Annotated in this window: 22 protein-coding genes, 2 tRNA genes and 1 other RNA gene; 4 read left to right on the top strand and 21 right to left on the bottom strand. The window is 40.5% G+C overall.

Annotated elements, in window-relative coordinates:
• Window positions 1-22: 22 nt before the first annotated feature.
• From SPAR10_RS09895 to SPAR10_RS09850, 10 genes are all read right to left on the bottom strand, one after another.
• Window positions 23-1,564 (bottom strand): ABC-F family ATP-binding cassette domain-containing protein, encoded by a 1,542-nt coding sequence (locus tag SPAR10_RS09895; protein WP_004253814.1) that lies wholly within the window; start codon window positions 1,562-1,564, stop codon window positions 23-25.
• Between the two features lies 1 nt (window position 1,565).
• Entirely contained in the window at window positions 1,566-2,039 is a 474-nt protein-coding gene (locus SPAR10_RS09890; protein ID WP_004253812.1) for a VanZ family protein, read from the bottom strand.
• Between the two features lies 1 nt (window position 2,040).
• On the bottom strand, window positions 2,041-3,126 hold the full coding sequence (gene rlmN, locus SPAR10_RS09885; RefSeq protein WP_004253810.1) for a dual-specificity RNA methyltransferase RlmN: 1,086 nt from the start codon (window positions 3,124-3,126) through the stop codon (window positions 2,041-2,043).
• A gap of 16 nt (window positions 3,127-3,142) precedes the next feature.
• Entirely contained in the window at window positions 3,143-3,676 is a 534-nt protein-coding gene (locus tag SPAR10_RS09880; RefSeq protein WP_004253808.1) for a YutD family protein, read from the bottom strand.
• 163 nt (window positions 3,677-3,839) lie between these two features.
• On the bottom strand, window positions 3,840-4,745 hold the full coding sequence (gene gla, locus SPAR10_RS09875) for an aquaglyceroporin Gla (protein ID WP_004253806.1): 906 nt from the start codon (window positions 4,743-4,745) through the stop codon (window positions 3,840-3,842).
• Window positions 4,746-4,903: 158 nt separating this feature from the next.
• Window positions 4,904-6,070, bottom strand: coding sequence for an ATP-grasp domain-containing protein (locus SPAR10_RS09870; RefSeq protein WP_004253804.1), 1,167 nt, complete (start codon window positions 6,068-6,070; stop codon window positions 4,904-4,906).
• A 12-nt stretch (window positions 6,071-6,082) separates the two neighbouring features.
• Window positions 6,083-6,823 (bottom strand): esterase family protein, encoded by a 741-nt coding sequence (locus SPAR10_RS09865; RefSeq protein WP_004253802.1) that lies wholly within the window; start codon window positions 6,821-6,823, stop codon window positions 6,083-6,085.
• A 21-nt stretch (window positions 6,824-6,844) separates the two neighbouring features.
• Window positions 6,845-7,669, bottom strand: coding sequence for an alpha/beta hydrolase (locus SPAR10_RS09860; RefSeq protein WP_004253798.1), 825 nt, complete (start codon window positions 7,667-7,669; stop codon window positions 6,845-6,847).
• A gap of 134 nt (window positions 7,670-7,803) precedes the next feature.
• On the bottom strand, window positions 7,804-9,018 hold the full coding sequence (thiI, locus tag SPAR10_RS09855; RefSeq protein ID WP_004253794.1) for a tRNA uracil 4-sulfurtransferase ThiI: 1,215 nt from the start codon (window positions 9,016-9,018) through the stop codon (window positions 7,804-7,806).
• A gap of 8 nt (window positions 9,019-9,026) precedes the next feature.
• Window positions 9,027-10,169: a cysteine desulfurase family protein gene (locus SPAR10_RS09850; protein WP_004253791.1), complete on the bottom strand. Its 1,143-nt coding sequence runs from the start codon at window positions 10,167-10,169 to the stop codon at window positions 9,027-9,029.
• 135 nt (window positions 10,170-10,304) lie between these two features.
• On the opposite strand from SPAR10_RS09850, the gene SPAR10_RS11265 reads away from it, so the two are divergent.
• Window positions 10,305-10,709, top strand: a complete 405-nt coding sequence (locus SPAR10_RS11265) for a DUF6556 family protein (protein ID WP_004253788.1) — start codon at window positions 10,305-10,307, stop codon at window positions 10,707-10,709.
• Between the two features lie 40 nt (window positions 10,710-10,749).
• Here the strand turns inward: SPAR10_RS11265 and SPAR10_RS09840 are convergent, their stop codons facing one another.
• The 4 genes from SPAR10_RS09840 to SPAR10_RS09825 form a co-directional block, all read right to left on the bottom strand.
• Complete coding sequence (locus tag SPAR10_RS09840) at window positions 10,750-13,038, bottom strand: DNA translocase FtsK (RefSeq protein ID WP_416068963.1); 2,289 nt, start codon at window positions 13,036-13,038, stop codon at window positions 10,750-10,752.
• A gap of 141 nt (window positions 13,039-13,179) precedes the next feature.
• Window positions 13,180-15,135 (bottom strand): PTS fructose transporter subunit IIABC, encoded by a 1,956-nt coding sequence (locus SPAR10_RS09835; RefSeq protein ID WP_004253785.1) that lies wholly within the window; start codon window positions 15,133-15,135, stop codon window positions 13,180-13,182.
• On the bottom strand, window positions 15,132-16,043 hold the full coding sequence (gene pfkB, locus SPAR10_RS09830; protein ID WP_004253780.1) for a 1-phosphofructokinase: 912 nt from the start codon (window positions 16,041-16,043) through the stop codon (window positions 15,132-15,134). Before pfkB ends, SPAR10_RS09835 begins: the two co-directional genes overlap by 4 nt.
• Window positions 16,040-16,780 (bottom strand): DeoR/GlpR family DNA-binding transcription regulator, encoded by a 741-nt coding sequence (locus SPAR10_RS09825; RefSeq protein WP_004253779.1) that lies wholly within the window; start codon window positions 16,778-16,780, stop codon window positions 16,040-16,042. Before SPAR10_RS09825 ends, pfkB begins: the two co-directional genes overlap by 4 nt.
• 161 nt (window positions 16,781-16,941) lie before the next feature.
• Between SPAR10_RS09825 and SPAR10_RS09820 the strand changes: the two genes are divergently transcribed.
• A tRNA-Ser gene (locus SPAR10_RS09820) sits at window positions 16,942-17,029 on the top strand.
• Window positions 17,030-17,107: 78 nt separating this feature from the next.
• Here the strand turns inward: SPAR10_RS09820 and SPAR10_RS09815 are convergent.
• From SPAR10_RS09815 to SPAR10_RS09790, 7 genes are all read right to left on the bottom strand, one after another.
• Window positions 17,108-18,442 carry an Nramp family divalent metal transporter gene (locus SPAR10_RS09815; protein WP_004253775.1) on the bottom strand — a complete coding sequence of 445 codons (1,335 nt, stop codon included), beginning with the start codon at window positions 18,440-18,442 and terminating at the stop codon, window positions 17,108-17,110.
• Window positions 18,443-18,754: 312 nt separating this feature from the next.
• Window positions 18,755-19,699, bottom strand: coding sequence for a hypothetical protein (locus tag SPAR10_RS09810; protein WP_004253772.1), 945 nt, complete (start codon window positions 19,697-19,699; stop codon window positions 18,755-18,757).
• 80 nt (window positions 19,700-19,779) lie between these two features.
• Window positions 19,780-19,867: transfer RNA gene (locus SPAR10_RS09805), tRNA-Ser, on the bottom strand.
• A 35-nt stretch (window positions 19,868-19,902) separates the two neighbouring features.
• Window positions 19,903-20,250: a transfer-messenger RNA gene (gene ssrA, locus SPAR10_RS10935) on the bottom strand.
• Between the two features lie 60 nt (window positions 20,251-20,310).
• A complete protein-coding gene (locus SPAR10_RS09800; protein WP_004253770.1) occupies window positions 20,311-20,946 on the bottom strand; it encodes an SGNH/GDSL hydrolase family protein in 636 nt (211 codons plus the stop codon).
• Window position 20,947: 1 nt separating this feature from the next.
• Complete coding sequence (locus SPAR10_RS09795) at window positions 20,948-21,775, bottom strand: Cof-type HAD-IIB family hydrolase (protein WP_004253767.1); 828 nt, start codon at window positions 21,773-21,775, stop codon at window positions 20,948-20,950.
• Window positions 21,776-21,799: 24 nt separating this feature from the next.
• Window positions 21,800-23,119 (bottom strand): CapA family protein, encoded by a 1,320-nt coding sequence (locus SPAR10_RS09790; RefSeq protein WP_004253765.1) that lies wholly within the window; start codon window positions 23,117-23,119, stop codon window positions 21,800-21,802.
• 171 nt (window positions 23,120-23,290) lie between these two features.
• Between SPAR10_RS09790 and def the strand changes: the two genes are divergently transcribed.
• Together def and rlmB are read left to right on the top strand one after the other, a co-directional pair.
• Window positions 23,291-23,902 carry a peptide deformylase gene (gene def / locus SPAR10_RS09785; RefSeq protein ID WP_004253763.1) on the top strand — a complete coding sequence of 204 codons (612 nt, stop codon included), beginning with the start codon at window positions 23,291-23,293 and terminating at the stop codon, window positions 23,900-23,902.
• Between the two features lie 44 nt (window positions 23,903-23,946).
• Window positions 23,947-24,675, top strand: a complete 729-nt coding sequence (gene rlmB / locus SPAR10_RS09780) for a 23S rRNA (guanosine(2251)-2'-O)-methyltransferase RlmB (RefSeq protein WP_004253760.1) — start codon at window positions 23,947-23,949, stop codon at window positions 24,673-24,675.
• Window positions 24,676-24,680 lie beyond the last annotated feature (5 nt).

Raw genomic sequence — 24,680 nt, 5'->3', positions numbered from 1 at the left:
GTACGTGCTTTTTTATGACTATTTATGTTAACTCATTGAAATCCCAGATTTGATCCATCCATCCTTCATAGAAGTCTGGTTCATGGCAAACCATGAGGATAGAACCCTTGTATTCTTTCAGAGCACGTTTGAGTTCGTCCTTAGCATCCACATCCAAGTGGTTAGTAGGTTCATCTAGAACAAGGACATTGTTCTCACGGTTCATCAAGAGACAGAAACGCACTTTGGCTTGCTCTCCACCTGACAAGACTTGAATCTGACTTTCAATGTGTTTAGTAGTCAAACCACAGCGGGCAAGGGCAGCACGGACTTCTGCTTGATTGAGCGCCGGAAAGGCATTCCAAACTGCTTCCAGTGGCGTCTGACGATTGCCACCTTCCACTTCTTGCTCAAAGTAGCCGAGTTCTAGATAGTCCCCACGTTCAACCTCCCCAGCGATTGGAGGAATAATCCCCAAAAGACTCTTCAAGAGGGTTGTTTTCCCGATACCATTGGCACCGATAATGGCAACCTTTTGATTGCGCTCAAAGGTAAGATTTAAGGGTTTGGTAAGGGGACGATCGTATCCAATCTGCAAGTCCTTGGCTTGGAAAATAAAGCGACCAGGTGTACGAGCTGTTTTGAAATCAAATGATGGCTTTGGTTTCTCACTTTGAAGCTCGATAATGTCCATCTTGTCCAATTTCTTCTGGCGAGACATAGCCATATTTCGAGTTGCGACACGAGCTTTATTACGGGCCACGAAATCCTTGAGATCCGCAATTTCTTTCTGTTGACGCTCATAGGCTGCTTCCAGTTGCGATTTCTTCATGGCATAGACTTCTTGGAACTGGTAGTAATCTCCAGAATAACGAGTCAACTGTTGATTTTCAACGTGATATACGATATTGATCACATCATTGAGGAATGGAATATCGTGCGAAATAAGGACAAAGGCATTCTCATAGTTCTGCAGATAACGCTTGAGCCAGTCAATATGCTCCGCATCTAGATAGTTGGTTGGCTCATCAAGAAGTAGGATATCTGGCTTTTCAAGAAGAAGTTTGGCCAAGAGTACCTTGGTTCTTTGTCCACCAGATAAGGCTGTTACGTCCGTATCCATACCATAATCCATGACACCAAGAGCACGCGCGACTTCGTCAATCTTAGCATCCAAGGTATAGAAGTCACGACTTTCCAAACGGTCCTGAAGTTCGCCGACTTCTTCCATTAGGGCATCAATATCAGCGCCCTCTTCTGCCATTTCCATATAAAGATCATTGATCCGAGCTTCGGCTTTGAATAATTCGTCAAAGGCTGTACGCAAAACATCACGCACAGTTTGACCTTCTTTGAGAACTGCATGCTGGTCCAGGTAACCTGCTGTCACATATTTGGACCATTCCACCTTACCTTCATCAGGTACCAACTTACCAGTCACGATGCTCATGAAGGTTGATTTCCCTTCACCATTAGCACCGACCAGACCGATATGTTCACCTTTGAGGAGACGGAAGGATACGTCTTCAAAAATCGCACGGTCACCAAAACCGTGACTTAAATTTTTTACTTCTAAGATACTCATTTTAATTCCTTATCTTGTTTTTATGTAGTAGTTTATAAAGGACCCAAGCCAGGTAACCACCCAAAGTGTTGGTCCATAAATCATCAATCTCAAATACCCGATTAAAATCAAAGAAAAAATCCAAAACTAATTGTGTGCATTCGATTCCCAAGCTCAATAAAAAGCTAAACAAAATCACACGCTTCGTTTTTCTGAGACTAGGGATGAGATAGAGAAGCTGGAAAATTAATGGGAAGAGCAAGAGGATATTTAAGGCATTTTGCAAAAAAATCCAAAACAGCTGTAGAGGGCTAGTTACTTCTCCCAGATTCCAAAGGGAGTTAAAAGGCGTCAAAAGAAAAACCAGGCGTCCAAAAGTTTGAATACCTGGAGTTTCCACTCCTGTAGGAAGTTGAGGCTGGGGAGTAAAACAAAAACAGACGATACAAAGACTGTATAACACGATTCCCAGGCTTAGTAATGTTTTTCGATTCATCTTATGGATTTACTTCAGCTACTGCTTTTTGGCGATCACGTTTCATGGTATTTGAACGCAATTGTCCGCATGCGGCATCAATATCTGTACCGTGTTCTTGACGAACAACACAGTTGACGCCTTTTTTCTTGAGCGTATCATAGAAGGCCATTACACGCTCTTTGGGACTACGACTATATTGGTCGTGCTCACTGACCGGGTTGTAAGGAATCAAGTTGACATATGACAATTTCTTAATATTCTTGAGCAATTCTGCCAACTCAAGTGCTTGTTCGACTCCGTCATTGACTTCATTAAGCATGATATACTCAAAAGTTACACGGCGGTTGGTTGTTTCGATGTAGTATTCAATCGCTGCAAAGAGTTTTTCAATTGGAAAGGCACGGTTAATCTTCATAATGCTTGAACGCAGTTCATTGTTTGGAGCATGAAGAGAAACAGCAAGGTTAACCTGGACTCCTTCATTGGCAAACTCACGAATCTTATGAGCCAAGCCAGAGGTTGATACGGTGATATGACGAGCACCGATAGCCATTCCCTTGTCATCATTGATGGTACGAATAAAGTTCAAAACGTTATTGTAGTTATCAAATGGTTCTCCAATACCCATAACAACGATATGGCTAACACGCTCATCTTGTCCACGTTCGTCAAAATATTTTTGAACAAGCATAATTTGAGCTACAATTTCTCCGTTATTGAGGTCCCGTTGCTTCTTGATCAAACCTGACGCACAGAAGGTACAACCGATATTACATCCTACCTGCGTAGTGACACAGACTGATAAACCGTAGTGTTGGCGCATAAGAACAGTCTCAATCAACATACCGTCTGGTAACTCAAAGAGGTACTTCACAGTACCATCGGCTGACTCTTGAACGATACGTTGTTTCAAGGGATTGACTACAAACTGCTCGTTGAGTTTGGCAATCAAATCCTTAGACAAGTTAGTCATTTCTTCAAATGTCTGAACACGTTTACGGTAAAGCCATTCCCAGATTTGATCCGCTCGGAATTTCTTTTCTCCTTGCTCTAAGACCCATTCTTGCATTCCTTGACGAGTTAAACTATAAATCGACGGTTTCATCTTTTCTCCTTATTTTCTAGTCTTTCTTACGGATGACGAAATGACGTTGTCCCTTTTCTTCATTCTGAGGTTTCTGTTCTTTACGACGACGTCTATTTCTCTTGTCCGTATGATTTTTTTTCTTATTTTGAGAAGACTTTTTCCCTTTACGGTTGTCTTTCTCTTCTTCTTTCTTGCGCATTTTTTGGTCAAATGGTGCTCGTTTCGGTGTCTCATTTTCTAAGACAAAATAGGCACATCCATAGCTACAATACTCGAGTAGATAATCTTGTAAACGACTGATTTTCTCGAGAGATTCTTCAGCTCGCTCATTCTTGTAGAATCCTCGCAAGCGCAACTGCTCATTGCTCCAGTCTCCTACAATATAATCATACTTGTTTAAAACTTCCGAAAAGCGTTGAGTAAAAGCTGTTGCATCAAAGGCTTCCTTACTATTTTCAACCAAGTTGAAGGTGAATCCTTCAGCCTCGACTTTATCTCCAGATAGATGAAATTCTGGACCAGGGAATTTATTGTAATTGTATAATTCAGGTGCAATTTCTTTACGCATAATATTCCTTTTTAACGTTTACTTAATACTCTATTTTACCATATTTTTGCCATATTTACATCTTTTGATTTAAAATGAAAAAAGTCTGACGATTTCACCCTTTAATTCTATAAGACACAACTGTACTAAAAAGAAAAAACTGGGAAAACCCAGTTTTTAAATATTATAGGTAAAGTAATTTGAAAAGTGCTACAGCTGCAATAGCAGCAGCAATCGGTGCAACTACTGGTACCCAAGCATACCACCATTTTGAATCACCCTTGTGTTCACCAAGGATTGATTTAGGAAGTACTGCGTGAAGAAGACGTGGTCCAAAGTCACGAGCTGGGTTCAAACCTGGTCCTGAAGGTCCACCAAGAGATGTTACCAAGGCCATTACTAGGAAACCAAGTGCCAAGTGTGCGATACCAAGACCTGGTGACAAGAATGGAGCCACTTGAGTTTTTGCTTGTTCAAGAGCTGCTGTTACTTGTTCTTGAGGAATTGTTTGACCTTGAGCAGTCGCTTGTGCCACTTGGTCATTAATCAATCCTTGGGCTTTAGAAAGCAATTCAGCACCAAAGAAGTTCTTTGTCATACCGAGTGCTGCGAAGAAAAGAACAAATGACCCAACAAACTCATTGATAAATCCGTTCACAGTTGCTGCGAAGCGTGATTCTTTTGTTCCGTGGTCGATACTTGAAATTGTTGAGAAAGTTCCCAAGATGTTATTTGGATTTTCTGTCTTCAAGTAGTAGGGACGGTGAGTCGCAACAACCAAGGCTTGTCCGAAGATTGCTCCCAACACTTGTGCGATGATGTATTGGGCTACTTGTGACCAAGGGAAGAGACCGCTAACTGCAAGTCCAAGAGTGAAGGCTGGGTTGATATGGTTACCAGAAACGTTACCAAACATCAAAGCTGGGATCATAACCCCCATACCGTAACCAACAGCGATAACGAGCCAGCCACTTTGGTGACCTTTCGTACCTTTAAGTTCAACGTTGGCAACTGCACCATTACCCAAGATAATCAAGATAGCTGTTCCCAAAAATTCAGTGGCATATTTGACTGCCCATGTGAAATCCATTGATAGATTCTCCTTAATATTTTTTAGACAATCCCTATTCTATCAATTTTTAAACCTTTTAGCAACAGATTTTCTAAAAGAATCTAAGGGGAAAACGCTTTTATTTCAAGTCTACAAAAAAGACCTAACAAACATCCTTTGTTAAGTCCTAATTTCGATTATTCTTGACGCTGACCAAAATCCTTAATCATCTGCTCCATTTCCTCACGACTTGGAGTCGTAAGCATATAGAGATAGTCTCCTTGCAATTCAGCAAAGGCTGCCGGCATGATTTTCTTTACTTTAAACTGCTGACCATATTTAGCGAGCAAGTCTTCTTCTGAATAAACATAGTTAGCATTGGCGCGACGAGATGTTGCCAAGCAATACTGGGTTTCAAATGGAGACTCTGGGAATGCTTCACCTGCAACGATAGCTGCATAGCCCTTGTACAAATCCAAGGAATGCGCATAGTTATAGACATCAATAGTGAAGCCACCCGCTGGACGGTTATTGTACTCAATGGCAATATAATCATCACCCTCACGGAAGAACTCGATATGGAAGAAACGTTCTTTCATACCAAATTCCTTGACAATAGCCTCACCATATTTACGCAATTTTGGATCCATATCTTTAAGAACATAATAAGAATTGTCCATCTTGTAAATCATGAGATCAAGGGGTGTATGTGCATAGTCAAATGTAGTTGAAAAGACAATATTCCCATCTCTATCTACCAAACCATCGAAGGTACAGATTTCACTAGAGGTAACAAATTTTTCAAAGAAATAAATGGTTGAATGGTCCCATTCAGCCTTAAAGTGGTTTACATCATCTTCTGTTTCTAGTTTGAAGGTTGCTGCCGCACCTACTCCATTGTCAGGTTTTGCAATCATGGGAAGACCGATTTCTTTCACAGCTTTGTCAACATCTGCTTCTGTTTCAATGACAGCACCTGGAACAACTGGTACCCCAGCTTTTTGGAAGAGTTTTTTCATCTCAGACTTGAACTTGGTCTTCTTGAGATCTTCTGGTTTGGCACCAAAAACATTGAACTGTTCACGAAGGGCAGCATCCAACTCTAGCCAGTATTCATTGTGTGATTCAATGCGGTCAATTGGACCATGCTTATAGAAAAGAAAGGCAACTGCTCGTTTAACCTCATCGATATTTTCAAGATTATCAACTCGGAAGTACTCCGTCAAGCTATTGCGTAATGGTTCATCTAGTTGTTCGTAGGGTTCTTGCCCAATCCCTAGAACTGTGATTCCTTTATTGGCTAGCTCAATACTAAATTGCTGAAAATTTTGTGGGTAATAGGGTGAAATTACAAGATAATTCATAAGCAACTCCTTTTATAGACTCATATGACCGAGGAAATATGGCATTTGTTTACGCCACCATTCCCAGTCATGGGCAACATCGTGCCCCCATTCTGCAAACCAGGCAGGAATTTGTTTTTGGTCAAAAGCTTCTTTTAACTTGTAGTAAGAAGGAAGGCCATCCTGTTCCCAAGCACCTAGTCCTGTACAGATGACAATCTCAGCCTGACGGTAACGATCGATAAACCAACCATCATTTTGATTCCAGATATAGTCTACTGGTGAATTTTGATAGATAGCATCATCGTTGTAGTAATCTCCAACAAAGAAACGAGCATCATAGACACCACTGAGGGCGATAACCTTGGTAAAGACATCTGGATGCTGGAGGAAGAAATTCAAAGCGTGATAGGCTCCCATAGAGCATCCTGTTGTCATCATACCGTCAAACCAGCCTGTCTTATGCTTGATAAAAGAAATGGCTTCTTCAATAACGTATCGCTCATAAGCACGGTGCATTTCAGCTTGGTCATGACTATTTTTCCAAGTCGCAAGCCAGCTCTCACTATCTACACTTGAAAGGGTAAAGAACTGCACGCGACCTTCTTCAATAAAGGATGCACAAGCATCAATCATGCCAAAATCATAGTATTCATTGTGGCTACCACCTGAAGAAGCAAAGACAACAACTGGGATGCCTCCATGTCCGTATCGATTGACATACATTTCACGGTTAAGATGACCACTCCAGTGGCTAAGATGTTCAATATGCATATCCTGTCTCCTTTATACTAATTACCAATTTTCTGCAAAAAAGCGTAGGCAAGCTGGAAGATTTTCTGACCATGGCACTTCATGGTGAATGGCTCCAGCCTGAACCTTGAGAGAGAGATTTTCCAACTCAACTCCTCCTGCTATCAAATCATGATAATAGCTAAGAGAAGAGTCAATATAGGCCTGCTTAATGTTACCAGCCATAAGGGTCTTATCCGTGTCATCTGCTTCTTCCGTTCCAACATAGATAAAGACACGCTGGTCAGGTAATAGTTTTTTACGCTCCATATAGCGATCAAAGGCCTCTTGGTGAAGCCAGTTAGCTGATGAGAATACTCCCAAACACCCAATCTGATCCTGATACTCCAAGCCAATAAACTGGGTAATATTGCCGCCTAGAGAAGACCCAACCATAGCTGTATGCTTGCGGTCTGACTTTGTACGATAGTTTTCATCGATAAAGGGTTTGACCACTTCCATGACAAACTCAGCGTACTCAACTCCCTTACCACCAAACTGTTGACCAGGGATGTTAGACTCTTGGAATTTCCATGCCGCGTACTCATTCATCCGTCCTAAGCCATCATTATCAATGGCCACTACAATCATACGGCTGATATCTGGATTCCGTTTAATGGTAGGAATGATCTTCCATGAATGACCGACATAGGATTCTTTACTGTAAAAGACATTTTGACCATCATGGAAATAGACAACTGGATAAGTTCGATCCGTGTCTTTCTCGTAGTTCTTCGGGAGGAGAACACGTACACGGCGCTCCTTGCCTGTGTATGGAACCTTGAGTTTATGTTCTCGCATTTTCAGGTAAAAGTAGGATTGATTCATTGTCAGAAAACTCTCTATATTCAAAATTTTACCTAATTATATCATAAAAATAGAAAAAAAGTCAGTTTCCGTCCAAATTTAGGACAATAAACTAACTTTTTTACTTATTTTATTTTTTCCTCTGGTTTTTCTGATTAAAGGAGGTTATCAATTAACTCATCAACCGCATCTTTCTCAGCTTGAGGGGTAATTTCAGTAATCATAATTCCTGCCACTGCTCGCTCAACCAATCCTTCAACATCCATACGGGCTTCATACTGCTCCGCATTCTTAATCTTTGGATTTGTTTTAGGACGATCAGGTGCAAAAATCGTACAACAGTCTTCAAAGGGTTGGATAGAAATTTCAAAGGTATCAATTTCCTGAGCAATATCTATAATTTCCAACTTATCCATGGTCACAACTGGTCGGATAATCGGTGTATTGGTTACGGCATTGATAGCCTGCATACTTTCAAGAGTTTGGCTTGCCACCTGACCAAGACTTTCGCCATTGATGATGACCAAACCTTTTCTCACTTCACGGATACGGTCGGTAATCCGCATCATAAAGCGGCGAGTCAGAGTCATGAGGTATGCTTCTGGGGCCTTAGCCTTGATCTCTTCTTGAATCTCCGTGAAAGGCACTTCAATAAACTGGATATTGCCACCAAATTTAGTCAATTTACGGGTCAAATCCTGAGCTTTCTTGAGGGCACCTGGACTGGTATATGGTGGACTAGCAAAGTGAACAACCTCGATATCTACACCACGTTTTAATGCAAGATAACCTGCTACAGGAGAGTCAATCCCCCCTGACAACATGAGCATTCCTTTCCCAGAAGTGCCAACTGGCAAACCACCAGCCCCACGAATGGTCTCATAGGAAAGATAAGCCGCCTCTTCACGAATCTCCACTTGCAGATTAATATCGGGATTTTTCATCTGGGCTTGAATAGTTGGAATAACATCAAAAACAGCACCACCAAGAACTTGGTTGAGTTCTCGACTATCCAGTTCAAAGTTGTGATCACTACGTTTGCTAGAGATCTTAAAGGTCATGCCTTCCTTATAAATGTCCTGCATAATTTCTTGGACAGCAGATTTAAGAACTTCTACAGATTTTTCAACCTTATATACTGGAGAAAAGTTTTGAATCCCGAAAACCTGCTTGAGAGACTCAGCTACTGCTGCATAGTCGGCTCCATTAAGATAAGCATGGGCACGGTCGCGATCAGCAGTTACCTTGACTTGAGGATAGATAGATAAAACATCTGAGATATTATTACGTAGTTTATTGATGAAACGCATACGGTTTTTACCTTTGGTTGAAAGTTCCCCGTAGCGAATCATAATTTCTGAATATTGCATGAATGCTCCTATCTTACTTTTCTAGTTTGATTGTAAATTAATTTTAGTTTGGTCAAAAATTGCTCAACTTGACTCATGTCATTTTCTAGGTCTAGGCTGACGCGTACTGCTGACTGAGCCTTATCTTTTTCAACTCCCATGGCAATCAAGGTACCCGCAGGTTTTCCTGCCTTGGACGAGCAAGCAGAGGTTGTGGAAATGAAAATATCATAGTCTTCAAATGCATGAACTATGACTTCACCACGGACACCCTTAATCCCAAAAGTCAAAATATGAGGCGCAAAGTCTTCCTCATCTGAGAAAACAAAAATATCTGGATATTCGAGTAGAGCTTGACGGATGACTGCCTTCATCTGACTTGTTTTGCTTGTAAACAAATCCAGTTTTTCCATGGCTAGACGCAGAGCCTTGGCTGTCGCAGCAATACCTGCTACATTCTCAGTAGTTGAACGATAGTCACGCTCTTGGCCACCACCAGTTAATAGGGGGGTGATTTTCTTGCCAGACTTGATATAGATAAATCCAACACCACGAACTCCGTGGAATTTATGACTAGAGAAGGTCGCAAAATCCACTCGGTCAGTCAAATACTTTTCTGTCGGAATCTTAGCTAAAGCTTGAACAGCATCAACATGGAAGGAAATCGTTGGTTTATCTGCTAATAGTTCTGAGATCGCTTCAATAGGTTGAATTGAGCCAATTTCATTGTTGACTGCCATGATAGAGACTAGCGTTGTATCAGGACGAAGTAGATTTTCTAAAGCAGCTACATCTACAAATCCTTTTTCATCTACTGGTGCAAAATCCACCTCAAATCCTTGAGTCTGAAGCCAAAGAGCAGACTCCTTAACCGCTGGATGCTCAATGTCAGACACGATGATGTGTTTACCAAACTGAGCTTTTTCAAAAGCCACACCTTTGATAACCCAGTTATCTCCTTCGGTACCACCAGAAGTAAAGAATACTTCTTCGCTTTTCTTACCAATTAAATCTGCAATCTGTTGACGAGATGCATCTAAAATTCTGGTAGACTGGTCTCCTAAACGATGAAGACTAGAAGGATTTCCAATAATTTTTGCAGACACCTGCATGTAAGTTTCAAGTACTTCAGGATAAGGCTTGGTCGTAGCCGAATTATCAAAGTAAATCATTGTTTCTCACGCTTTCTAAAATCACTCCTTCTATTGTAACACGAAACAGTTCAGGCGACAAGAAATGCCGTTCAGGTTCATTTAAGTTTTTTTAAAGATTTTGGGTATAATGAATCATGGTAAAGGAGAGAAATTATGTCTAACTATCGTAGAAAATCAAAACCTAAAACTGAACATATCAAAAAAGGCTTTACCGTCTTTCAAAAAACAATTGCAACTTTAGCCAGTATCCTTGGTTTGATTACAGCTAGTATCACTATCATGAATGCTTTAGATAAAAACAAGGATCATAAAGATACGACTCCACAAACAACCATTATCAAGGAAATTCAAAAGGAAGCTCCCGCTGAATCCAATGCACCTGCACAGAATCAAGGAAGCAACCAAGAAACTAATTCTGCAAATGGTGGAGTTGACGATAAAAACAATAATGTTCAATCAGAAGAGACTACTCAAGCTTCTAACAACGTCCCAAAAAATCAAACTGATGGAGTTGCTCAATCTGATACAGTTGCGACAGACAATAAAACAAACCCTTAACAATAAAGCTTCTCTCCAGTTTCGGAAAGAAGCTATTTTTTTATTGTTGTAAGACTTTTCGAGGTTTTGTACCTTCAGCTGGACCGATAACACCAGCCATCTCTAATTCTTCCATCAATCGAGTTGCTCGGTTAAAACCAACTGATAAACGACGCTGAATCATGGAGGCACTCGCCTTTTGTGTCTCGATGACAAGGGCTTTTGCTTCTTCAAAGAGTGGATCTCCAGCATCATCGCTAGAACCAAAGTCGCCTTCAGTCTCGGACACTTCTCCAGGGTCAAAACTTTCATCATAGTCAGCATCTGCTTGGGCCTTGATGAAGTTCACAATACGCTCGACATCATCATCTGAGATAAAGGAACCTTGGAGACGAACAGGATGGTTTTCATCAATTGGCTTAAAGAGCATATCCCCTCGACCAAGCAATTTCTCCGCACCATTTTCATCCAAAATTGTACGTGAATCTGTTCCTGAAGAAACAGCGAATGCTACACGTGACGGCACATTTGCCTTAATCAAACCAGAGATAACATCCACTGAAGGACGCTGAGTTGCAAGAATCATGTGAATACCAGCCGCACGCGCCTTCTGTCCAAGTCGGATAATGGCATCTTCTACTTCCTTGCTAGCAACCATCATGAGGTCAGCCAACTCATCCACAATCACGACGATTAAAGGTAGGGGTACTTGTTTGTACTCTGATTGAGCGTTGAATTCCTCAACCTTAGCATTAAAACCAGCAATATTTCGAACTCCGACTCTAGCGAAAAGTTCGTAGCGGTTTTCCATCTCATCAACGACTTTTTGAAGGGCCTTACTGGCCTTACGAGGGTTGGTCACAACTGGAATCAAGAGATGAGGGATATCGTTGTATACTGAAAGCTCAACCATCTTAGGGTCCACCATCATAAACTTAACCTGGTCAGGGCGGGCCTTCATCAAAATACTTGCGATAATTCCATTAACTGCAACGGATTTACCAGAACCTGTCGAACCGGCCACTAGCAAGTGAGGCATTTTTGCCAAATCAAAACTACGAGCCGTACCATTGACTGCTTTCCCAAGAGGAATTTCTAAAAGATTTTCAGGTTTTGTTTGAGATTGTTCCCAAAGCTCACGGAAGGATACAGTTGCAATTTCCGAGTTAGGAACTTCGATACCTACCAAGGATTTCCCAGGAATCGGTGCTTCGATACGGACATCTTTAGCAGCCAAAGCCAAAGCCAAATCGTCTGCTAGGTTTGAAATACGGTTGACACGGACACCAACTGCAGGTTTAACCTCATACTTGGTCACCGACGGACCGATTTCTGCTCTTTCTACAGTCACTTTAATACCAAAACTTGCGAAGGTCTCTTCCAAAATTTTAATATTTTCTCGAACGATTTTCTTTTCTTTTGACTGATCTTTTGGTTTGTCTGGCGCAAAGAGTTGCAAACTTGGAAGCTTATACTCCAAGGCCTTTTTAGCAGAAAAGTCAACTTCTACCTCTTCGTCATCATCATCTTCTTCTTCAGAGAAAACTTCTTCCTCTGGATAGTCTGCTTCTTCAGGGTAATCAAAATCAGCTTGGGGGAGAATAATCTCAGGTTCTACCCATTCCTCCTCTGGAAGTGGAGGAAATTCTTGCAGTGGTTGGTCTGATAAGATTTCTCCAGTTTCCATATCTACAGGCTGCATGTCAAGCAAAGCCTGCTCTTCTCTTTCTTTTTCAAGTCTTACTTGCTCTTCTGCTTCTCTTCGTGTCTTCTCTTCTTCACGCTTGATAAAGCGCTCTTGTTTTTTCTGTTCACGGCGCTCCATCCAGATTGCAAATCGAGCTGAAAGAAAATCAGCAATATCATAGATAGACCATGGACTCATTAAAAGAGCTCCGATTAGGATTAAGATTGTGCCGATGAAATAGGTACCGATGTTTGAGAACAAAAAAGCTACCGGAACGTAGAGACCTACCCCTAACAAGCCTCCCCCTGCAAAACTGGTTACTTGAAAACTGGTTAAATCTTTAAAGATTTGTCCAATCGTTCCTTGAAAAACAGCATTTGCCATGCTAAGCTTCCAGACAAGATAAGCTTGAAAGATGAGGAGCAAGCCTGCAAAAATAAAGAAGAAACCTGCTAGCAAGCCTTCTTGTTTATGAATCCATTTAAAGAAGAATAGATAAATCAAGAGAGAGAAAATAGCTACGTATGCTAAACTCCCTACGAGTAAGCGAATCAGGTTATAAACAGTGATTCCGACAGCTCCCCATTTAAGAGCAGCAAAAATTAAACAGATAGCCAAAGCTAAGGAAATCAGCATTCGTTGAATCGCTTGTTTTCTTTCCAATTCTGCTTTAGACGGTCTTCGTCTTGTTTTAGTTGTATTCTTGTTTGCCATGCTTCTATTATATCATATTTCAGAAACTTTTCGAGAGGTTAAAAAAATGACTGCCCACTTTCGTGTTCAGTCATTTGAATGTGTTTGTGATTATTTTTCTAATGGTTTACGAAGGTAACCGTAAACTACACCACTGACAATTGCTCCTACCAAGACAAAGACAAGGTAAAGAAGAGCATTTGAAGTAAGAGCGATAACGAAGATTCCTCCGTGAGGAGCCATGAGTTTGATATTTGCAAGACCAACGAGTCCACCTGCTACCGCTGATCCAAGGATGAAGCTTGGGATAGCACGAGCTGGGTCTGCTGCACCAAATGGAATCGCACCTTCAGTGATGAATGACAAGCCCATAACGATGTTCGTCAAACCAGAGTTACGTTCTTCTTTGGTAAATTTATTCTTGAAGAGAAGTGTTGCCACAAAGATTGCAAGCGGTGGAACCATTCCTCCAGCCATAACTGCTGCCATGGCTACTGAACCACCTGTTGCAACTGTTGCTGCAAGAGTACCAGTACCAAAGACGTAGGCTGCTTTATTGACAGGTCCACCCATATCGACAGCCATCATTCCTCCAAGAACGACTCCAAGAAGGACAGCTGATCCACCTTCAAGACCACCAAGGAAGTTGTTCATACCAGTATTAATTGCGGCCATTGGGATATTAACAGCTAGCATAACAAAACCTGTCAAGATTGTTCCAAAAAGTGGCAAGAGAAGGATTGATTTAGCACCTTCAAGTGAGCGAGGAACCTTCACGTATTTCTTAACCAAGAGCACCAAGGCACCTGCAATAAATCCACCTACGAGGGCTCCAAGGAAACCTGATGATACCCCTGCAAGAGCTGAAGTTGCTTCACCACCCTGTGCGTAAGGGATTTTACCAAAGGCAGAACCTTCTTTAGCGATAGCACCAGCTACGAAACCGGCTACCAAACCTGGTTTTTCAGCGATTGAGTAAGCAACATATCCTGCAAATACTGGCAACATCAAACCAAAGGCAGAACCTCCGATTTTCATGAACATAGAAGCGAGTTCATGGTAAGAACCAAGATTTCCAAGACTCTCATTTGGAACCCCCAAAGCACCATCAATCAAGAAGGCGAGAGCAATCATGATACCACCACCAATAACGAATGGCAACATTTGTGATACACCACTCATCAAGTGTTTGTAGAAGGCACCACCGATACTTTGTTTTTCATTAGATGCTGTTGAAGCTTGCGCTCCATTAGCAGCACGATAGACTTCAGCATTACCAGAAAGAGCCAAGTTGATCAACTCTTCTGTCTTACGAATACCATCTGCAACTGGACGGTTCACCAATGGTTTACCATCAAAACGATCCATCTCAACTGCTTTATCTGCAGCGATGATAACAGCTTTGGCATTGCGGATATCTTCTGCTGTTAATTTGTTGCCAACACCACTTGCACCGTTGGTTTCAACCTTGATACCAACACCCATTTCCTCAGCCACTTTTTGAAGAGCTTCTTGGGCCATGTATGTGTGGGCAATTCCTGTTGTACAAGCTGTAACTGCTACGATAAAGTCACCAGATTCATTTACAGGAGCTTGAACTGGTTCTTGAGCTTTTTCTGAAGCTTGGTCAAAGAGTTCAATGACTTGATCAGCTGATGTTACTTGACGAAGTTTATCAGCAAATCCGTCTTTCATCAAATATTGTGACAATTCTGCCAAGGCAGCCAAGTGAGTATCATTGGCACCTTCTGGAGCAGCAATCATAAAGAAGAGGTCGGTTGCTTGTCCGTCTAAACTTTCGTAGTCAACACCCTTGTTCGACTTAGCAAAGAGAACAGTAGCTTCCTTTACAGCAGCATTTTTGCTGTGTGGCATTGCGATACCGTCGCCCAAGCCTGTAGAAGTCAAAGCTTCACGTGCTAAGATTCCTTCTTTAAAGCCTTCAAAATCTGTCACGTATCCATGCTCCACCAAGCTATGAATCATTTCTTCGATAGCTGCTGTTTTTTCAGTTGCTTGCAAATCAAGCAACATGACATCTTTTCTCAATAAATCTTGAATTTTCATCTTTTTTCTACCTCAACTTTTTCATAAGTTTCTTTAATAAATGCTGCAGTTGCTAAATCATCTGAGAAGGTAGTTGCTGTTCCACAAGCCACTCCCCACTTGAAGGCTTCTACTGCATCTTTTGATTTGACAAACTCACCGGTAAATCCAGCAACCATCGAGTCACCAGCACCAACTGAGTTTTTCACGGTTCCTTTAATCGGTTTAGCAAAGTAGGTTCCATCTGATGTTACCAGAAGGGCTCCATCACCAGCCATAGAGATAATAACGTTTTGAGCACCTTTAGTCAGCAATTCTCGAGCGTATTTCTCGATTTCATCAAGGCTTTCAAGCTTGACTCCAAAGATAGCTCCCAGTTCATGATTATTTGGTTTGACCAAAAGTGGTTGATAATCCAAACTATCAATCAAGGTCTGGCCTTCAAAATCACAGACCACTTGAGCACCAGTCTGACGCGTCAAAGCAATCAATTCCTTATAGATGACATTGCCTAAGTTTTTAGCACTCGAACCCGCAAATACAACTGTATCTTCTGCTGTCAGACTTGAAAGAATGGCTTTTAACTCTTCAAGTTGTTCGGGCTCAACATTAGGACCTGTCCCATTGATTTCTGTTTCTTGGTCTGCTTTGATTTTGACATTGATACGCGTATCTTCTGCCACTTGGACAAATTGCGTTTCGATTTGCTCTTCAGCTAAAGTATCTGTGATAAATTTTCCAGTAAAGCCTCCGATGAAACCTGTCGCTGTATTTGGAATATCCAAACGCTTCAAGACACGGCTAACATTGATACCTTTACCACCAGCAAACTTATCATCACTATCCATACGATTGACACTACCAACTTCCACTTTGTCCAAACGGACAATGTAGTCTATAGATGGATTGAGTGTGACTGTATAAATCATACTTCTATTACCTCCGTTTTCTCTTTGATAGCTGGCAAGAGCTCATGACCCTTGCATGTAATGACAATAGCACGTTTTATAGGAGCTACCTTAGCAAAACAAGACTGACCAATCTTGGATGAATCTGCTAGAACATATGTCTGTTTAGCATTTTCTAAGATAGCACGCTTGACGGCGCCCTCCTCCATATCTGGAGTTGTAAAGTAACCTTCATCTACACCATTCATTCCAATAAAGGCACGATCAAAGTGCAGTTGGTTAATCTGATTGAGAGCTACTCCTCCGATACTGGCATCAGTTGTCATCTTGACTCCACCACCGATAATGACGGTTGGGATTTGCTTATCCACTAATTGAACCGCATGGTGAATGGAATTGGTTACCACTGTAATGTCTTTTCGCTCCAATTCTTTAATGAGAAAGGCTGTCGTACTTCCTGCATCCACAAAGATAACATCTTTTTCTTTTATGAGGGAAGCTGCTTTTTGAGCAATCCACTTTTTCTCTTGAAGGTTTTTGACAGATTTTTCTTGAATGGTTTCTTCTTCTTGCAAGGAGTGAGGCAACTCTGCTCCTCCATGCACTCGACGAAGTTTATTTTCAGACTCCAATTCATCTAAATCACGTCTAACCGTTGATTCCGAAGTATCTAACAAGCCTACCAATTTCTCTAGAGAGACGATTTTATGCTTTCTCAATTCTTCTAAAATCAACTTTTTTCTCTCGCTTTTTAGCATGAACCCACCTCCTGTTAACGATTACATTATTCATTCTATCACAAAAAATATTAAAGTCAAGCATTTTTTGTCACTTTCTTTCATTTTCTATCACTGACTCCTCAATTTTAAATAAATTTGCAAGAAAGAAGGCTTTATGGTAGACTAGGTTAGTAAACAATGGAAGATTACTCAAGAGGCTTAAGAGGCCGTGTTGGAAACGCGGTAGGCGTGTTAAAGCGTGCGTGGGTTCGAATCCCATGTCTTCCGTTTATTTTCAAAAAGATACCCAAGAAATCTTGGGTATCTTTTTTCTTATATGCTTGTTTTATAACTCGGGTGAATTTCTTAGAAAATATCAAATAACAATTTCACATTGAGAATTGTTAAGATAATGGAAACAATATAACCAAGGATGGTATTCCATTTAGCATTGGTAAATTCGCCCATCAGTGATTTCTTAGAAGTTAGATAAATCAAAGGGAAGATTGAAAATGGAAGAGCGATTGAAAGAAAGACCTGCGAATAGACCAATAACTGATCCAAGGTTTTTTCCTGATGACCAAACACAACCGCTACAATCATGACAGGCAACAAGGCAAAGAGACGAGTTGCCAAACGAATGAACCACTGAGGCAATCTCATATGCAAGAAACCTTCCATAACGATTTGTCCCGTCAAGGTACCCGTAATAGTTGAATTTTGACCACTGGCTAATAGAGCCAAGGCAAACAAGGTTGATAAGGTCGAACTAGCTATAGCTCCTGCAATGGTTGAATCCTGCAAGGCATTATACATTTGAGAGAAGGCAGAAATCTCAGATGCATGGCCAAAAAAGAGGGCCGCTCCTAAGATCAAAAGAAGCGAGTTAACCACAAAGGCCAAGGATAACTGGAGATTAGAATCCCAGGTCATAAAGCGCACGGCTTTTCGAACATCATTTTTGTCCTTGTGATTGATTTTCCGAGTTTGAGACAAGGAAGAATGCAAATAGAGGTTATGGGGCATAACCGTTGCACCTACAATCCCCAGAGCTAAAGTTAATTGACTTTCATGTCCTGGCAAAGGACTCTCAAATAAGGTTGCATTCGGTAGATAACCCTCAGCAATTCCTTGGAAACTTGGATTTGATAAAGCTACCAGATAAGTAAAGATTGCTAAAATCGTTAAAATCAGTGTTGTCACAATAGCTTCAATCTTCTTAAAGCCAAACTTCATCAGGAGCAATAAGAGAAAGACATCTAGCACCGTCAAAAGGATGGCTATCATAATCGGAATCTTAAAGAGAAGATTGAGTGCAATGGCTGAACCTAGAACTTCTGCCAAATCCGTCGCCATCAAGGCCAACTCCAAAATCACCCATAGACTATAACGAAGCCATTTTGGTGAGTGATGAGCTGTTGCTTGAGCCAGGTCCATCTGGGTTACAATCCCTAGCTTTCCTGCCATCTGCTGAAGTTGCATGGCAATGAGAGATGAAATCAAGATAACAAACAAGAGACTATACTTATAGGAAGCACCACCGACTACACTGGTAATCCAGTTTCCTGGATCCATATAACCAACTGCGACAAGAGCACCCGGACCTAAAAAGGCCTTTAAATTTTGCCAGAAATGATTATTATTAGGAGTCTCGATGGACTGATTAATCTCAGAAAGTGAAACTTTTTTATGAGACGACATTTCCCACTACTTCTTTCTATACCTACTTTTTCAATATTTTCTATTACAGAAAAATAAGATTGACTTTAAACTATTAAAACAATGAAAACTATATGAAAAACATTTAGTTTTTTCATATTTTTTTCTTAACACCCCTTAATTATAACACAAAATATGATAAAAACTTAAGAAATTCAGGATTGGACAGGCTATTTTAGAAAAAAATCAGATCTCGCCTCAAAATTAGTTTCCTTAGTTTTACTTAATCTCTGCCATAATCAAAAAAACAAGTAGCTCACCATGAACTACTTGTTATCATTGAAATCTTAAGTTTTAGACGTTACTTTTTTCTTTTGATTTATCTTTGTCTTTAGATTTGTCGGCATCTTTAGATTTGTCTTCGTCTTTAGACTTATCTGTTGATTTATTTTTAGCCTTTGTAGAGTTCTTACGGTCAATCTTGTCGTATCCCTCTGTAGTATCCATCATCTCAGTTGTTAAGGTACGGTAGTCATCTTGAGAAATTACCCAATTTCCATCCTTATCTTTTATCAATTTGATTTCTGTATCAAATTCACCAGTTGTAAGAGGTGTAAGAGCTGCTTCAGGATCTACATCACTATAGGTAGCAAAATCTTTTCTGAATAGGTGCTCATAAATCCAATATGTTACCAATGTTTGGTAACGTTTGACATCAACATTTGAACCGGCTTTGTTGTACTTACCTAAGTTATCGATACCCCCAATGAGGATAGTAAGCACTTCTCGAATTGATGAAGTCAATCCTTTAGAGTGTAATTTCTTAGAGGTAAATGTAACAGTAGCTGAATCACCTGATTCATCAACCTTCACATCTTTGATAGTATAAGAACCGATATCTTGGAATAACTTACGTTTCATTCTCAAGAAACCTGAAATTGTTTCCTCTGGTGTTTCTTCAGGAAAATCTTGGTGCCATTGTACTGTATAAGTCGTTGCAGGTGAAAGACCATCTTCCTTGATTTTTTCACTTGTTTGAACTGCAATTACAGCGTCAGTCCATTTTTCGTAGGTTTCACCGTAAACCTTCTTGAAACGAGCAGATTCTGTCGTAAGCAATGCATCTAGAAGAACTTCTGCATCTTTTTTTACTTTTTCTTCTGCTGATTCTTTTTTATGTTCTTCTGTCGTTTGTTCAGTAGTTGCAGAAGCAGATTCTGATTTTTTAGATGTTAAAGAGCATGCACCCAAGGCTAATGTTGAAAGTGCTAAGATACTGAGAAACTTAATCTTTTTCATAGTATACCTCAATGTATAAAATTTACTCTTGGAATCTCACTCCAAGGGTATGGTTTAGAAAAAACATAGCGTAATTCTAACGGAGAATGGGGGATTCGAACCCCCGCGCCGGTTACCCGACCTAACGATTTAGCAAACCGTCCTCTTCAGCCTCTTGAGTAATTCTCCTGCGATACATTTATCTTACTTGATGAAACTTTACAGAATGGAGCCGGTGGGAGTCGAACCCACGTCCAAACACCTGCTAACATATTTGTCTACAACCATAGGTTATGTATTGTTTTAACAGCTCCTCGACACATAACTCAAGCCTAGGAACTGCGAGTCTATCAATCTCTTATCAAACTGCTAGACAAAGTTTGATCGTATCTCGCTAAAATTAAGACCTGTCTTCAGACACGAGAAATCCGAATCGGGTCACGCCTGCTGGTTTTTAGGCAGCTAGAGCGTAAGAAGTGTTATTTTTTGCAGTTATATTTAACTGAGCGTTTACGTCGCCACACGAGTCGCAAAATATGCCTCATAATGCCTGTCGAATCCGTAACGACCCCAAAGACTATAAAGATATTATACCTTATCTAGGTTAAAAAAGCAAAAATGCAAGTAGATAGCTAGAAAAGACTAGTTTTCAAAGCTTCTGATAGGGCCTGATAGCCAGAAACGCTGAGGTGAAGCCCATCTGTTGTATAGTTTGATTTGAGTTGACCTTCCTGATCTAGTAGCTCTTCAAAAACAGACACATATTCTACCTGCATGTATGCAGAAGCTAGCTCTTGATAGACTTGGTTCCAAGCCTTGATTTTCTCATTTGTACGAATATAAACTGTCTGTTTGTATTCTTCCCCTTGATGAACTGGCAGAATAGAAACTAGCTTAATCTGTGACAGCGGATAGTCACGAGAAATACTTTGAATTACACTTTCAAGATTGTTTAATGCTTGACTCATTGGAACATCTTTCCCGATGTCATTGGTCCCAATCAAAAGTACAATTTGATCCACTGCATCACCATAGAGGTGGGCATCAAGGTTATCAAGTAAAAGGCCAGTTTGATAACCACGAATACCTCTATTTACAATGGTCTTTGTTGTCCCTAGTAATTCTTGCAAGGGATAATACTCAACAATAGAATCTCCAATAAAGATGATATCTGGTTCAATTACCGAAATCTGATTGAGTTCACGATACTTGGTTTGAATTTTTTCCTGCTCTTTTAAGAGCCAGTTTTCTAATAGCTGTACTGCCAAGTTATTCTCCTCTTTCTAGCCAGTTCTCTAAAACTTTGTAAACACCTGCCTGACTGTTGGCTGGAGCTACTTTTGTCGCAACTCTCTTAACAGCCTCTTCTGCATTTTCCATAGCGTATGAAATTCCTGCCAACTCTAACATTTCAATGTCATTTTCACTATCACCAAAGGCCATGATTTGTTCAGGTTTTAAGTTCCAACGTTTGAGCAATTCCTCTAAGCCCCAGGCCTTATGTATGCCATCCTGTAAGATATCAATACAGCCATAACCGCTGGAAACAGCTCGAACACGACCATCAAACAAGTCATTGATTTCCTGTAAAACGGATTCCGATCGCTCTTCACCGACTACCATACTCATCTTGAGAACACCACCGAAGAGACTGGAGTCAAATTCATCAACAAAGTTCATTCGTTGATAGAGCTTTTCAATCATCTCTGGTGTCATAAATTTATCAAGTTCTGTAAAAACTGTACCTTCCTTGACAAAACCACCATTCACAGCAGTTACAACAAACTGATTTTGGCATTCTCTGCCTTTGAAATAAGCTAAAGCTTTATCAACCATATCGTCATCCCAAGTTTGTGCTTGAAGTAATTCATTGTTTTCAAATATACGAGCACCGTTAGCAACAACGAGAACTACTCTCTCTGCCAGATGTCCCAGTAATTGACGCATACGATGAATTTCATTTCCTGTTGCAATGACAAAACGAACGCCACGTCGGTCTAACTGATCTATAATTTTCTCTAGACGAGGAAGATCCAGCTGACCTCTCGGGTCTAACAAGGTTCCATCCATGTCTGTCGCAATAATCTTAATTTCCATCATGTCTCCTTGTAGTTCAAATAACTACCACTTCAAACCTACATGCTCATTCATTTCTTTGTAAGCTATGTCTACCCGTTCCTTGATAGCCTCATCTAACTGACTGCGGTATTTTCCTCCCTCTATAAAATCTTCCAAGATATAGGTTTGGTAAAGATAGAGTGGATACCCTTCTGGAGAATAGCCTCCCTTTGGAGTACGACTAACCCAGCTTGGATGGGCTTTGGCAGTTTCTATGGTCGTCTTACCTGATTTTTTCTTAATAGTCACATCCATGAGGACTCCACGTTCCGTCCATTTAGCGTTTTCAACATCCTGCATGGTTTCAATCCGTTGATTTGAGATAAAATTTCCCATAGAGTAGATGATGAGCTTTTTATCACCGTCTTTTTCAACCGTTTCAGCAGGTTCAACAACGTGAGGATGTCCACCGAAGATAATATCAGCTCCCCAATCAATCATTTTATGGTAAAGTTTCTTTTGCTCCTCAGTCGGCTCAATTTGATACTCAACTCCCATCTGAGGCATGATGACCGTGATATCTGCTTCTTTTTCAGCCCTCTCGATTTCAGCCTTCATCTTATCTTCATCTAAATCTGAAAGATAGCGATTATAATCCTCTTGAGAAATGCTTTGTTCAATGCCGTTAAAACCATAGGAATAAGCCAAAATAGCAACTTTAATACCATTGACTTCCTTGATAACTAAAGGTGCCTTATCTCGAGATTCATGGGTATAGACCCCGACAGGTGTCATTCCTGCTTTTTCAATAGCATCTGCAGTTGAAACCACTCCCTCAATCTGAGAATCTAAGATATGATTGTGAGCCAAGTCTAGCACTTGATAGCCTGCATCTTTTATAGCATCCATAACTTCACCAGGCGCATTAAACAAAGGATAACCTGCAAGATAATGGTCTTTATTTACGGTTCCTTCAAAATCACCAAGAACTAAGTCTGCTTGCTTTAGCCAAGGTTTTACATACTCAAAATTATCATGAAAATCATAGGTGCCATCTGATTTTTTGGCTGAAATGTAGATAATGTCATGATAGAGCAAATCACCATTGGCCATAATCCGAGCACTTGTTTCTTGTTCTGTTGCCGTAGTTTTCTCCTTAGAATCAGCTGTCTGACTCACTGTAGTTACACTACTATTCACTAATGGATTCCCCTTTATCCCTTCAGATAATAAGGTCAATGCCATAGAAATAGCAACTACGATTAACAAAACTACAATAAAGGTTTTATTACTCCATTGGCGATAGTTTCTAAAAAAACGAATTAATTTTCTGACAAGTCCTAAGACAGGACCTTTTTGATTTCTACTACTGCGTTTTTCCATCATTCTTCTCCTTGCTTTTTGATGCAAGTCTCCTTATCTTATTATACCACAGACAAACAGGTATTTTCTTTTATTCTAATATTTTATAACAGCTTCTGTGACTTTCTTTCTCATCTGTTTTGTGTTATCATGTAATAGTAATGGAAGGAAGGAAGGAAGGAAGGAGAGAACATGTCTGCTATAGAACGTATTACAAAAGCTTCACATTTGATTGATATGAAAGATATTATTCGAGAGGGTAATCCAACCCTACGTGCAGTTGCCGAGGAAGTCACTTTTCCATTAAGTGATCAAGATATCATCCTTGGTGAAAAAATGATGCAATTTTTGAAACATTCACAAGACCCTGTTATGGCTGAAAAGTTAGGCCTTCGTGGTGGAGTTGGACTTGCGGCACCACAATTAGATATCTCTAAACGCATCATCGCTGTTTTGGTTCCTAATATCACCGAGGAAGGTGAAACACCTCAAGAAGCCTATGACATACAAGCTGTTATGTATAATCCTAAGATTGTCTCACATTCAGTCCAAAATGCTGCTCTAGGTGAGGGGGAAGGATGTCTATCAGTCGACCGAGCTGTTCCAGGTTATGTTATCCGTCACGCTCGAGTGACTGTTGACTACTTTGACAAGGATGGCGAAAAACATCGTATCAAGCTAAAAGGCTACAACTCCATCGTTGTCCAACATGAAATTGACCACTTAAATGGTGTTATGTTTTATGATCGTATCAATGAAAAGGATCCTTTTGCAGTCAAAGAAGGTTTACTAATTCTGGAATAAAGAAAATCCCGTTGAAAGACGGGGTTTTATGTTATAATAGAGCCATGAAAACAAATGATATTGTCTATGGCGTTCACGCCGTTACCGAAGCACTGTTAGCAAATACTGGAAACAAACTCTATCTCCAGGATGATTTACGAGGTAAGAATGTAGAAAAAGTCAAGGAACTGGCGACTGAAAAGAAAGTATCCATCTCTTGGACTTCAAAAAAATCACTTTCCGAAATGACTGAAGGAGCTGTCCACCAAGGTTTTGTCCTACGTGTTTCTGAATTTGCCTACACTGAACTTGAGCAGATTCTTTCTCAGACTCGTCAAGAAGAAAACCCACTACTATTAATTCTAGATGGACTAACTGACCCTCATAACTTAGGTTCTATCCTAAGAACGGCAGATGCAACCAACGTTTCAGGTGTTATTATTCCAAAACATCGAGCTGTTGGTGTGACACCCGTAGTTGCAAAAACAGCAACAGGTGCTATCGAGCACGTCCCCATTGCTCGCGTAACCAATCTCAGCCAAACTTTGGATAAACTTAAAGAAGAGGGCTTTTGGACCTTTGGTACTGATATGAATGGAACTCCTTGCCATAAATGGAACACCAGTGGAAAGGTCGCCCTCATTATCGGAAATGAAGGAAAAGGTATCTCAAGTAACATCAAAAAGCAAGTGGACGAGATGATCACTATTCCAATGAATGGACATGTACAGAGTCTCAATGCAAGCGTTGCTGCTGCTATTCTTATGTACGAAGTCTTCCGCAATCGATTATAAAAAAA

Origin of the sequence: Streptococcus infantis SPAR10, assembly GCF_000279535.1 — a bacterium.
Classification (GTDB): Bacteria; Bacillota; Bacilli; order Lactobacillales; family Streptococcaceae; genus Streptococcus; species Streptococcus infantis_I.
Note: the sequence above shows the minus strand (reverse complement) of the source record. Positions and strands in the feature narration are given on the sequence as shown.